Annotated in this window: 6 protein-coding genes; all 6 read right to left on the bottom strand. The window is 36.3% G+C overall.

The genetic code is table 11. The annotated features are described in order from the left end of the window. Positions 1-21: 21 nt before the first annotated feature. Positions 22-2382: an ABC transporter permease gene (locus ABID42_RS05670; RefSeq protein ID WP_367282820.1), complete on the bottom strand. Its 2361-nt coding sequence runs from the start codon at positions 2380-2382 to the stop codon at positions 22-24. A 111-nt stretch (positions 2383-2493) separates the two neighbouring features. Continuing rightward, complete coding sequence (locus tag ABID42_RS05665) at positions 2494-4920, bottom strand: ABC transporter permease (protein WP_367282819.1); 2427 nt, start codon at positions 4918-4920, stop codon at positions 2494-2496. Positions 4921-5064: 144 nt separating this feature from the next. Continuing rightward, positions 5065-7539: an ABC transporter permease gene (locus ABID42_RS05660; protein WP_367282818.1), complete on the bottom strand. Its 2475-nt coding sequence runs from the start codon at positions 7537-7539 to the stop codon at positions 5065-5067. Between the two features lie 157 nt (positions 7540-7696). Next, positions 7697-10075, bottom strand: coding sequence for an ABC transporter permease (locus tag ABID42_RS05655; protein ID WP_367282817.1), 2379 nt, complete (start codon positions 10073-10075; stop codon positions 7697-7699). A gap of 120 nt (positions 10076-10195) precedes the next feature. Next, a complete protein-coding gene (locus ABID42_RS05650) occupies positions 10196-12592 on the bottom strand; it encodes an ABC transporter permease (RefSeq protein WP_367282816.1) in 2397 nt (798 codons plus the stop codon). Positions 12593-12754: 162 nt separating this feature from the next. Continuing rightward, entirely contained in the window at positions 12755-13432 is a 678-nt protein-coding gene (locus ABID42_RS05645; protein WP_367282815.1) for an ABC transporter ATP-binding protein, read from the bottom strand. Between the last annotated feature and the right edge of the window lie 262 nt (positions 13433-13694).

Raw genomic sequence — 13694 nt, 5'->3', positions numbered from 1 at the left:
CTCAAAACTTCCAACTCCATTTCATTCTGTTTTTAAACTTTTTACAGGATTCATTAACGCTGCTTTGATAGCCTGAATACTAACCGTTAACATAGCAACTAATAAAGCCAACATACCAGCTACTGCAAAAATCCACCAAGAGATTTCAGTTCTATAAGCAAAATCTTGTAACCAATTGTTAGCTACATACCAAGCAAGTGGTGCTGAGATTACAAAAGCTAATAGTACTAGTTTTAAGAAATCTTTTGAAAGAAGATTAACAAGATTTATTACAGAAGCACCTAATACTTTTCTGATACCGATTTCTTTGGTACGCTGTTCGGCCATAAAAGCCGCTAAACCAAATAAGCCAAGGCTGGAAATGAAAATAGCCAAGAAAGCAAATAAGCTAGATAATGTACTTACCACTTGCTCGCTTCTATATTGTTTGGCGTACTCTTCGTCCGTGAAATAATAGGTAAATGGATATTCTGGATTTATTTTTTTACATAATACCTCTAATTGTGCAATAGCTTCAGTTGTTTTGCCTGCTTCAACCCGAACAATGATGTTGCCTTGTTTGTACCTATCACTCAAATAAGTAATCATCGGCCTGATTGGCGTATGAAGTGATTGAAAATGGAAGTCTTTCACAACACCAATAATTCTACCTTTTGCTCTACCCCAAGTAACAGATTGACCAACAGGATTTTTAAAACCCATTGCCTTTTGTGCCGTTTCGTTGATGATAAAGCCTAATGAATCTGAAGCAAAATCTTTTGAGTACTCTCTACCCGCCACTAGTTCAAGCTTCATTGTTTTGGCAAAGTCGTAGCCAACACCCACTGGCGTAAACCTTATTTTATCATTAGGGTTACTACCTGGCCAGCTAATAGCCTCTGTACCATCGCCAATGCCAGCAGGGTTTGCTGTCATATGGGATATTTGCTTAATGCTTGATAGATGAGATATTTCTTCTTTTAGAATATTATACTTTTTATTCAAATTACCTTCAACAGGAAAATAGAGCAGGTTTTCACGGTTGAAACCTAAGTTTTTATGTTGGATATAATCTATTTGACGATAAATAACAATCATTCCTATTACCAAGATGATAGAAAGGGAGAATTGAAACACAACCAAGCCCTGTCTTAACCAAGTAGATGCTGAATCTACTTTCAAGGTACCTTTCAACACCTTAATCGGGTTGAGTGACGATAGGAAGAATGCTGGGTAACTACCAGCGATGATACCTGTTACAAAGGTCAGCCCAATTAATAAACCCCAGAAATAAATTTCATTGATAGGTAAAACGATTCCTTTGCCAGTAAGGCTATTGAACGAAGGCAACAATAACGTAACTAATAGAACTGAAATAATAATCGCAAAAATGGTAAGTAACATGGCTTCTCCCACAAATTGCTTGATTAACGCAGAGCGAACAGCACCAACTACTTTACGTACACCAACTTCTTTAGCTCTTTTGGCCGAACGTGCCGTTGCTAAGTTCATGAAATTGATACAGGCAATTAATAAGATAAAAACAGCAACAATACTAAATAGACGAACGTACTCTATTCGTCCACCTTCCATTTCAGCATTTTTGAAATTACTATTCAAATAATATTCATGAAAAGGCTGCATGGCTAACTCTGTTTTATCCAGTCCTTTTCTGTATTTATCTAGTACATGCTTAATCTTATTGGCTACTAGTGTAGGGTTAGCATCTGGGCGAATCATAAAAAAGGTCAGTGGATCTGTACTGCCCCAATCCTTAGCCCATGAATTATCAATAAGGTAAGCATCCCAGCTACGGAGGCAATCAAATTTCAAGGTGCTATTTTGCGGAATGTTTTCAAAAACAGCAGTAACGATTAAATCATTGCGATTATCGAAACGAATTGTTTTGCCAATGGCTAATGCTGGACTGCCAAAAAATATTTCAGCCATTTTTCTAGAAATAGCTAGGCTATTAAGGTCTTTTAAAGCAGATTCGGGGTTTCCTTGTAATAGCTTGAAGCTAAACATTTTAAAAAAGTCAGCTCCGGCTACGTTGGTTTCTTGTTTATTTACTTTATCGCCAACCATAAAAGTTTGGCTGCTAGGCCAAGAAAAAGCAGTTGACATTTGTATTTCAGGAATTACTCTTTTTAGCTCTTCAGCTAATGGGCCTGGTGTCCAGATTACTCCTTGTGTTTTTCCGCTAAAAAACTCCTTCATATAAATTCTATACAATTGGTTTTTATTGGCGTGAAAAGCGTCAACACTTCGCTCGTCCTGAACCCAAAGCATAATCATCAGGCTACAAGTCATGCCAAGAGCCAATCCAAGAATGTTAATCACAGAAAAAACCTTGTTTCTCAACAGGTTACGAAAAGCGATTTTTAGATAATTTTGTATCATGATTAGATGACTTTAGGATTTATGACTAAAAGACTTTGGGATTTTGGATTTGGGATTTCAGATTTCGGGAAAATTTACTCCTCACTCCGCACTCAAAATTCCCAACTCAACTCATTCCGTTCTTAAACTCTTCACAGGGTTCATTAAGGCTGATTTTGTGGCTTGGAAACCAACGGTGATTAAGGCAATTGCCAAAGCCAAAACGCCTGCAAAAGCAAAATACCACCATTCAATATTAATTCTGCTTGCAAAATCTTGTAGCCATTGTTGCATAAAATAATAGGCAATCGGGCAAGCGATGAGTATGGCAATACTTACCAAAATCAAAAAACCTTTTGATAATAATTGTACAATACTGAATACCGAAGCACCCAAAATTTTACGAATACCAATTTCTTTGGTGCGAGATTCTACAGTGAAAGTAGCCAATCCGAAAAGTCCCATACAAGCGATAAAAATTGCCCAAACCGAAGCCGTTGTGAATAAAGTACTGTACTGACTTTCGGCTTCATATTGTTTGTTGAAACTTTCGCTCATAAAGAAAAACTCAAAGGGATTTCCCGAAAAATGCTTTTTAAATACATTCTCCAAAGTCGCCACTTTACTATTCATATTTTCGCCAGCAAGTTTTATCGTTAAGTACGAAGAACTATTGAAAGGATAAAAAATCATCGGGTCGATGGCAGTTTGTAAACTTTTGTGATGATAATCTTTCACAACGCCAATCACATCCAAATAGCGTTCGTCCCATTTTATTTTAGCATTTACGGCTTCGTTGGCTGACTTAAAACCCATTTGTTCAAGGGCTTTTTCGTTCAAGAGTACTTTGTTGTTGTTGTTCCATTCAACGTCACATTCTTGTTCGGTAAAACTTCTTCCTGCTTTCAAAGGAATGTCGTAGGTTTTAAAAAAATTATGTCCGATAGTTATAAATGAATATGGTTTTTGTTCATCGCCAGTTTTTGATTTTGCAGAAGTAAAACCAACCGTTGTGAAATTATACCAGTTACTCGGCACGCTTCCACTTGTACAATAATCATTCACGAAATTGAGGTTAGCAATATCATTTTCAAAAGCATTTACTCGGTTTTTGAAAGTGCTGTCTTTACCAATTTCAGGACCTTTTATCACCAATAATTGCTTGATATTCATGCCCAAATCTTGGTTTTGCATGTGTTTCAATTGACTGAAAATAATCAACGTAACGATAATCAGTACAATTGAAATACTGAATTGCGTAACCACCAATGACTTACGTAAGAAAATACCTTTGGTTGATTTGTGTAATTTACCTTTTAGGGTTTCTATCAATTTAAAATTCGCCAAACCCCAAGCGGTATAAATGCCCGAAGCGATAGAACCAATAATCAACAAGCCCAAGCCAATTATCCACAAAGAAGAGGAAAGTAAAGTACTTAGTGAAAGATTTTTCTGAATAATATCATTGAAAAATGGTTGCAAAAGCGTCACCAGAAAAATTGCTCCGACAAAGGCAAAAAGGTTTACCAAAATAGATTCACCCAAAAATTGCATCACCAAATTGTTTTTGGTTGCTCCAATTACTTTTCTTACACCTACTTCATTCGCTCTTTTCAGGGCGTTGGCGGTACTTAGGTTGATATAATTGAACCATGCAATCAGTAAAATCAAAAAGGCGATACCACTTAGAATAAATACATATTTGATGTTGCCATTGTGTTGATAAGTATCCGATAAGCTACTTGCCAAATGTATTTCTGAAAAGTGTTGTAAACGGAAAGTAATATCATCGTTTTCTTTGCTGAGTTCCTTGCGAAGTACGTTGAGCTTGCTTTCAAGTGCCAAGTAATCAGCATTTTGATTTAGCTGAAAATAGGTGTCAATATACTGAGAATCCAGATTAGTAAGATTTGCCCAAGAGTTATCATTGAGGTTGGCTGGGTTTTTTAAGGTTTCTAAAGAAAAAACAAAGTCGAGTTGAATGTCGGAATTGTCGCCCATATTGGCAAAAATGCCTTCTATTAAATAATCTTTTTTTCCAAATTGGTTATATAAAGTAAGGGTTTTACCGATAGGATTTTCTGTGTCAAAATACTTTTTTGCAGCCGATTCTGCTACAAAAACTACATCTGGTTTTTGCAAAGCCGAAGCCGTACCTTGAAGCAATGGAAAGCTAAAAAACGTGAAGAAGTTGCCTTCTGCATAAGCAATTTTTTTCTCTCGGAAAGAAACACTATTAGCATCATATTTTACCACGCCTTTCCCAACGCTCTCGGCTACACGACAATAAGTTTTGATTTCGGGAAAACGTTCTTGTGCTTTTTCAGACCAACCTGGTTCTATTTGTGCCCAAGTTTCACCTTTAGTATTTTGGTTCAAAAGTCGGTACATTGTCGGCAAGTTGGCGTGAAATTGGTTCACGCTTTTTTCTAAACTTACATATTCCAAAATCAACAAAAAGGCAGCAATCCCCAATGCCAAGCCTGCAATGTTGATAAATGAGTAAACCTTGTTTCTGAGCAAGATTCTCAAAGCGATTTTTAAATGATTTTTGAACATTTTCTTGACTTTAGGATTGATGACTAAAGGACTAAAGGACTAAAGGACTAAAGGACTAAAGGACTAAAGGATTTTGGATTTGAGATTTCGGATTTCGGTCATTTTTTAAAATCCCAAATCCGAAATCCCCAATCCCAAATCGAATTATTCTGTTCGTAAACTCTTCACTGGGTTCATCAAAGCAGCTTTTACGGATTGATAACTTACAGAAATCAAAGCAATGATGATAGAGGTAATGCCACCTAAAGCAAAAATCCACCAACTAATATTAATGCGATAAGCAAAATCTTGTAACCATTGATTCATCGCCCAATACGCAATTGGCGTAGCAATGAAGATTCCTAAAATGACTAATTTCAAAAAGTCTTTCGACAACAATTGCATGATTTGTGTCACTGAAGCTCCCAATACTTTGCGAATACCAATTTCTTTGGTGCGTTGTTGGGTTGTAAAAGCCACCAAGCCAAATAAACCCATGCAAGAAATCAAGATAGCAACGCCCGTAGCTGTATTGAGAATTTTGGCAAAGCGTTCTTCTTTTTCATAGAATTTGGCAATACTTTCATCAAAAAACTTCGGACTGAATTCTTCATAACTATTAGGATATATTTCTTTGTAAGCTTTTTCTATTTTGGCTAAAACACTTTTGAAATCAGCAGAAGATTGTCCTTTACTATGAATTTTTACACTCATCGCAGACTCATACTTGGTTTCCGACATCATATACAAAGGCTGAATGGCTTTATGCAATGATTGTAAATGAAAATCAGCCACTACGCCTACGATGGGCAACTTATAATCTCCTTTTCCGCCCGAATACACTAAAAAATGTCCAACGGCTTGTTCTGGTTTTTTGAAGCCCAGTGCTTTTGCGTAGGTTTCGTTAATGATAAATTCTTTGGCGGAGTCGCTATCAATAATGTTTCTGCCTGCTAAAATTTTTATACCAAACATCGGTATATAATTTTCATCAATCGTTCTTCTATGAACGTCTATTTTGATTTCTTTTCCGCCTTCGTTATAAGTTACTCTGTTGGTAGAATAACCATTTCTTGCAGGGGTTTCTCCAAGACTAACACTTTCTATTTCAGGTATTTGCTTGATTTTTTGAATCAATACAAATTTCTTGTTATTGTCTGGGTCGTTCCAATCTGTGTAAAAATGAACGATGGCATCTTTCTTAAAACCAAGGTCTTTATTAAGCATATATTTCGACTGTGTAGCCACGATGATTGTTCCCAAAATAAATACTTGCGATGCCGTAAATTGGAAAGTAATTAAGGCTTTACGAAGTAGCGCAGTACGAGTTTGTCCGCCAGATGATACTTGGTTTTTCAAAGATGAAACGGGCTGATAAGATGAAATCATCCAAGCAGGGTACAAGCCCGACAATACACAAGTTGCAAGTGTGATGATGCCTAAAAAGCCTAAAATATTTGGACTCAAAACATTGAAAGATAATTCTTTCGGAATAAAATCTTTGAAAATCCAAAGAATGGGTTCTACTAAAATAACAGAGAAAAATACAGCTAAAGAAGTGATGATAAAGGTTTCGCATAAAAACTGAATCACTAAAGTTTTTCTATTACTTCCTAAAACCTTCCGAACACCAATTTCTTTCACACGAGTAATAGATTGAGCCGTTGATAGATTAACATAATTGATGGCGGCAATCAACAGCAAAAATCCAGCGATTCCCAACAATGTGTATAGCGTTGGCAAATGTACTTGTCTTGAGAAATTGTCTTGTAATTTATCACTAAAATGAATGTCTGATAAGGCTTGCAAAGTCAGTGTTCTACCAATATTCCATTCATCTTTTTGGTCGAGATGTTTTTTTAGAAAAGCAGGAAATTGTGCATTTACAGTAATGGCTTTGGTATTTTGAGTAAGTTTTACAAAAGCCATTGAACTCGAATTGGTATTCGTCCATTGGTCTAATTGAAATTCTTTACGCCAATTTTTGGATTCAATACTTTTGAAAGAGATAAAGTTTTTAAACTTAAAATCAGAATTAACAGGGAAGTCTTTCACAACGCCCGTTACGGTGGTAGCCAAAGAATCATTAAAGTATAATTGCTTGCCTAACACTTGTTGTAAAGGAATTTTGCCAAAATATTTTTCTGCTTCGGTTTGTGATAAAACTACTTCGTTTGGTGTAGTTAGTGCCGTTTTTTGATTGCCAGCTAACCATTCGTAGTTGAAAATTTTAAAATATTCAGGCTGACAAACTAATACTTCTGAGTCTTCATTTTTCCAGATTTTAGGTGGATTTTTTCCATCTTTTTTATCATTTGGCACGGTGGCTCTTGCACTCCAAACATGGCAAGCCGATAAATATTCTATGCCCGAAATTTCTTGTACAATAGAAGAGGGCATCGGAGATGATAATCCTGCATTATAAAAAGCTTCTCCTTCTTGGTTTTTGAAACCAGAAGTTACTCTATAAATACGTTCACGGTCGGGTTGAAAGTCCTCAAAACTCAGTTCAAAACTTACAAGTAAATAAATCACCAAGCAGGCACTTACGCCAATTGCCAAACCCAATATATTAACGAAAGAGTAAACCTTGTTTCTCAACAAGATTCTCAAAGCGATTTTTAAATGATTTTTGAACATTTTCTTGACTTTAGGATTGATGACTAAAGGACTAAAGGACTAAAGGACTAAAGGACTAAAGGACTAAAGGACTAAAGATTTGGGATTTTGAATTTCGGATTTCGGATTTTGGTAAAAAATTACTCCCCATTCAGCATTCACAACTCCTCACTCCAAATTATTCTGTCCGTAAACTCTTCACAGGATTTGCCGAAGCCGCTTTTACCGCTTGATAACTCACCGTTAGTAAAGTAATGATTAAAGCGCCAAAACCCGATGCTGCAAAAATCCACCAAGAGATTTCTGAGCGATATTCATAGTTTTTCAGCCAGCCATTCATAAAATAATACGCAATTGGCGTGGCGATTAAGAATGAAATCATCACTAAAACCACAAAATCTTTGGATAATAATTGCCATAAATTGAAAATCGAAGCACCTAATACTTTTCTGACACCAATTTCTTTCGTGCGTTGTTCTGCCGTGAAAGATGCCAAACCAAAAATGCCTAAACAAGAAATGAAAATTGCCAAGCAAGCAAAGAAAGTTGCCAGTTTACCAATTCGTTCTTCGCCACTGAATTTTAAGGCATATTGGTCGTCGGCAAATTTGTAATCGAATGGACTACCCGGATTATATTTTCTGAATACATCTCCTACTTTTTCTAAAGAAGCGGAGGCACTCATGGCTGGATTCAACTTGATATTAATAATATTTGCCCAACCATAATTGATAAAGAATATTGTTGGTTTGATAGGTTCATAAGGCGATTCCATCACCATATTTTTAATGACACCCACGATACGGTAATTTTTATCGTTCCAATTAATGTTTTGTCCTGCCGTTTTTTTGAAACCAATAAATTTTGCAGCAGCTTCATTCAAAATCATGGCAGAAGTATCTGTCGAAAAACTTCTTGAAAAATCTCTGCCTTCTACAAATTGCCAACCTACCGATTTTGCATAATCATGTGAAACGGCAATTACGCCGAAAAGTGCTTGTAGATTAGGGTCTTTTCCTTCCCAATTGAAACCAATTTGGTTGGAATAAACGGCCGTTGTTGGACTTGATGACTGCGACATTTCATACACTGCTCCTGTTTTTAATAAATCACTTCTAAGTGCATCATAATGCCCTACGAGTTCAGGAGTATTGATGTTGATAGCAATTAATCCATCACGACTATAACCAATTGGTCTGTCTTTGGCATGTTGAATTTGGCGATAAACGATAATCGTTCCGATGATTAAAGTAACCGAAACCGTGAATTGAACGACTACCAATACTTTACGAGGAATGGCGGCAAATCTGCCTACACGGAAAGTACCTTTTAGTACTCTGATAGGGTCAAAAGATGATAAGTAAAATGCTGGATAACTTCCAGAAACCAAACCTGTAATCAAAGAGAATGAAATACTGATGAGCCAGAAATATGGATTTGCCCAAAGAATGGACATTTTTTTATCTGATAATTCATTGAACCAAGGTAAAGTAAGCAATACTAATACAATTGTAAGGACAAATGCAAAAAACACAATCAGCAAAGACTCACTTAAAAACTGTGTAATTAATTGTGAACGAACCGAGCCGATAGCTTTACGTACTCCAACTTCTTTCGCACGTTTTTCTGAACGAGCCGTACTTAAATTCATAAAATTGATACAAGCCAATAAAAGCACAAATACGCCAATAATGCCAAATAACCACACAAACTGAATACGTCCGCCAGCAATTTTACCATCTTTGAATTCAGAATATAAATGCCATTTATTCATCGGATGCAAGAAAACCGTTGGTTTAGCCGCATCTTGTTTGTCGTGATTGAACTTTACCAATTTGATTTTTGCAGATACTTTATCAAAATCCGCATTCGGATTCAATTCAGCAAAAGTTTGAAAAGAATTATTATTCCATTGGTCTTGCGAGTTCTTTACCCAATTTTCTGTAGCCAAATACATTTCCCAAGGCAATACAAAAGTAACTTCGTTCAAACTGGTATTATGCGGTAAATCTTCATAAACTCCCGTTACTTTAACATCTGTTTTATTATCTACTTTCACTACTTTATTCATTGGGTCGGTATTCCCAAACAAAGCTGTGGCAACAGATTCTGAGATAAGAATAGCGTAGGGGTCTTTCAAGCCTTTTTGAGAACCCTTCAACATTTTGAAAGTAAACATTTCTGGAAATTTCGGTTCTACAAAATTTCCTGTTTTAGTGAATTTTCTATCGCCAACAGATAAAACGTGTTCAAAGGTCCAAGACGATAACACCACATTTTTGAAATCTCCTGAATACTTAGCTCTCAGTTCTGGTGCTAAAGGCAAAGGCATTGCCGTTTGCGAACCAGTAACGCCATTCCAAGTTTGGTTTTGCATTACTTGTGCCAGACGGTCGTATTTTTGGTGATATTTATCGAAAGAAATTTCATCGAAAATCCATAAGCCAATTAGCATTGCTACAGCCATACCTACTGAAAGCCCAACAATATTAATAGCCGAGAAAGCTTTGTTTCTCAGTAAAGTTCTTAAGGCAATTTTGAAATAATTTTGTAACATGATTTTATGAATTAGGATTGATGATTTTAGGATTAGAGGACTACTGGATTTGGGATTTGAGGTTTCGGATTTCGGATAAACTATTTTTATAAAATCCGAAATCCAACATCCCAAATCAAATCATTCTGTTCTTAAACTTTTTACTGGATTTGCTAAGGACGCACGTACCGAACGATAACCTACCGTAATGCTGGCAATGAGAATCGTCGTGGCAATAGAGAGCAAGAAAATCCCTGCACCAATGCTGATTCGGTACTCATAGTTTTGTAACCAACCATTCATAATCCACCAAGCGGCTGGGGCGGCGATGAAAAAAGCAATGATGATTAATTGAGCAAATTCTTTTCCGAACATCATTAAAATATTGCCAATACTTGCTCCTAATACTTTTCGAATACCGATTTCTTTGGTTTTTTGTGCTGCCATGAACGACACCAAACCGTAAAGCCCCAAACAACCAATCAGAATAGCCACCAAAGCAAAGAAATTGATAAGCTTGCCCATTGTTTCTTCTTGTTGATAAGCTCTTTGAATCGTTTCATCCACAAATTGATGATTGAAATAACTTTCTGGATATACTTGGTTGAATGACTTTTCTAAGGTTTTAATTACTTTTTTGTAATTAGCTGAACGTAATTTCAAACTGGCAAAATAGTAATTTGTGGCATCGGTCGTCATGTATAATGGGTCAATCGTTCTGGCGAGCGATTGCTGATGAAAGTCTTTTACCACGCCAACGATTTCTACCGTCTTTCCTCTCGAATCAATCTTTTTACCAATAATTTGCGAGGGCTCTTTGATGCTCAATTTTTTTACAAAGGCTTCGTTAACAATTACTTCTCTGATAGAATCTGAAGGATAAAGGTTACGACCCGCTACTAATTTTATGCCATATAAATCTAAATAATTAGCATCAATGCCTTTGGCTTGAGTACTCCACTTTTCGTTTTCTGTACGATTGTCAAATCGTAAACTTGTGCTACTTACCCAACCAGATTGTGGTGGACCAGACATTGAAAAACTGATTTTTTCTACATCAGGAACTGCCGAAGCCAAGTTCTTGAAGGTATTCATTTTTATAATATCTTGTTGTGGAACAAAAGGAAGTTGAACCGCTAAAATGGATTCTTTTTTGAAGCCCAAATCTTTACTTTGAAAATACGATAATTGGCTTGTTACTACAGCCATGCCGATAATTAGCATTTGTGAAATGGCAAATTGAACCACTACCAAACTTCTTCTTACCGAAAAACCGCCTACTTGTTGCGTAGATATTTTTCCTTTTAATGCCATTACAGGTTGAAAACCTGCCAATACCAAAGCTGGATACGCTCCAGAAAGGATAATGACTGCAAGAATGATAAGGATAACATATAAAATAACTGAAGCATCGAAGTAAAAAGTAAATCTGAAAGCGCCATTTAGATATTCTCGAGCTACCTTTTCACCTAACTGAAATAGTACGATTGAAATCAGTAAAGAAGTAAGGGTTATCATGGCTGTTTCTGCCATAAATTGCCAAAATAATTGAGCCTTTGAACTACCCAATACTTTTCGTACACCAACTTCTTTAGAACGTTTCAAAGCCTGAGCCGTCGCTAAGTTTACGAAATTGATACTTGCCGTGATAATCAAGAAAACTCCAATAGCAAAAAGAGATAAAATAAGGTTTTTGTTGATGCCACCGTAGTCTTCCGAAAAGTGAATTTCTCTCAATGGCTGCATTGGATAACGAACATACTGTACTTCATCAGGACGATACTTTTTTACAAAAGCAAGCATTTGTTTGTCCCAATTAGCTTTGGTGAATTTTTCATTGAGCGAAACAATACAACGAGTACTACTATTCGTATTTCCAAAATTATCATTAATCGTTCCGTAAAACTCTTTCAAACTGGCATAGGAAGGCATTACTTCATAAGCAAAATCCGTGTTGTCTTTATAGTCTTTGAAAACACCAACGATTTTAAGGTTCAAACGACCTTCGTGTTTTATGACATTACCTATTACGTCTGTTGTTCCAAAATACTTTATGGCATTTTTCTCACTGATGACAACCGTATTAGGATTTTTTAATTCTTCAAAACCTCCTTGAATCCATTCGTAGTCAAAGATTTTAAAGAACGAAGGTTCTACAAAAGCGCCATCACTTGTTTCTTTAAACTTTTTGTCTTCACCATTTGCAGCAGGAATTGCTTCAAAAAAATCTTCTGCTAATTCCGTCATCGAAAGGTTTTCGATATTGGGATAATCTGTTAAAACAGCTTTGCCAAAAGGATATGGAACGCCCGGTGTATGAAAATTTTCACCGCCTTCTCTTGAAAGAAATTCGCTTACAATTCTGTAAGTATTTTGGTATTTGCTGTGATGTTTATCAATATTAAAATGGTAGCGAACTAAAGCAAAAATCAACATGGCACAAGTAAGTCCTAAAGACAAACCTGCAATATTGATAAAAGCGTAACTTTTGTTCCTCAAAAGGTTACGAAAAGCTATTTTTATATAATTTGTTAACATGGTTTTAAAGGTTTTAATAGCTGTTTAGCTGTGAGCCGTGAGCAATGAGCTTTTAGCAATGAGTATAGAGTTTTTAGCTATGAATAATGAGAAAGTTTATCGGCTCATAACTCACAACTCAATGCTCGTAGCTCAAGGCTAAAAGCTCACAGCTAAAATCTTTTATCCCAAAATATTCTCCATCACCACTTTTCCATCTAATAAACGAATGATTCTGTGGGCATAACGAGCGTCGTGTTCAGAGTGCGTTACCATGATTACGGTCGTTCCTGCTTCATTCAATTCTGTCAATAACTGCATTACTTCGTTACCATTCGTAGAATCCAAATTACCTGTTGGCTCATCGGCTAAGATTAATTTTGGAGTATTTACTACGGCACGAGCTACCGCACAACGTTGTTGTTGACCACCCGATAATTGTTGTGGGAAGTGATTTCTACGGTGCATGATTTGTACTTTCTCTAATACAGCTTCTACTCTTTGTTTGCGTTCGGCAGCATCCACGCCCAAGTACAACAATGGTAATTCTACATTTTCATATACTGTTAGCTCGTCAATCAAGTTGAATGATTGGAAAACGAAACCAATATTGCGTTTGCGGAGGTCGGCACGGCGGCGTTCGTTGAAATGGATAATCTCTTCGCCATTGAACATAAAGCTACCTTTTTCGGCATCATCCAACATTCCGATGATATTCAATAAAGTAGATTTGCCACAGCCAGAAGGACCCATGATGGCAACAAATTCTCCTTTTTTTACACCTAAAGAAAGTTTGTTTAAAGCAACCGTTTCGATGTCTTCGGTACGGTAAATTTTTTCTAAGTCTGTTATTTTAAGCATGATTTTAGGATTTATTAGCTTTGAGCAATGAGCCGTGAGCTATGAGTTTTTAGTTTTGAGCTATGAGCAATGAGCTTTGAGTTTTTAGCTTTTGTTTTTTTGTGATATCTTTTTAGTGTTTAGCAATGAGCTTTGAGTTTTTTATAGTTTTTTTCAGCATTTGATTTAGGTTTTTGAGTAAATTGTTGTTAACTTTTATTCTTGAGTAATGAGCTTTGAGCTATCAGCTTTTTTATAACTCACAGCTCAAGGCTCGTAGCTC

Origin of the sequence: Arcicella rosea, from assembly GCF_040543805.1 — a bacterium.
Lineage (GTDB): Bacteria > Bacteroidota > Bacteroidia > Cytophagales > Spirosomataceae > Arcicella > Arcicella rosea.
Note: the sequence above shows the minus strand (reverse complement) of the source record. Positions and strands in the feature narration are given on the sequence as shown.

Bases quoted from the DNA above. Each gene is read 5' to 3' on its own strand.
- ABID42_RS05670 (WP_367282820.1), bottom strand. From the start codon at position 2,382: ATGATACAAAATTATCTAAAAATCGCTTTTCGTAACCTGTTGAGAAAC.
- ABID42_RS05655 (WP_367282817.1), bottom strand. From the start codon at position 10,075: ATGTTACAAAATTATTTCAAAATTGCCTTAAGAACTTTACTGAGAAAC.
- ABID42_RS05650 (WP_367282816.1), bottom strand. From the start codon at position 12,592: ATGTTAACAAATTATATAAAAATAGCTTTTCGTAACCTTTTGAGGAAC.
- ABID42_RS05645 (WP_367282815.1), bottom strand. From the start codon at position 13,432: ATGCTTAAAATAACAGACTTAGAAAAAATTTACCGTACCGAAGACATC.
- ABID42_RS05665 (WP_367282819.1), bottom strand. From the start codon at position 4,920: ATGTTCAAAAATCATTTAAAAATCGCTTTGAGAATCTTGCTCAGAAAC.
- ABID42_RS05660 (WP_367282818.1), bottom strand. From the start codon at position 7,539: ATGTTCAAAAATCATTTAAAAATCGCTTTGAGAATCTTGTTGAGAAAC.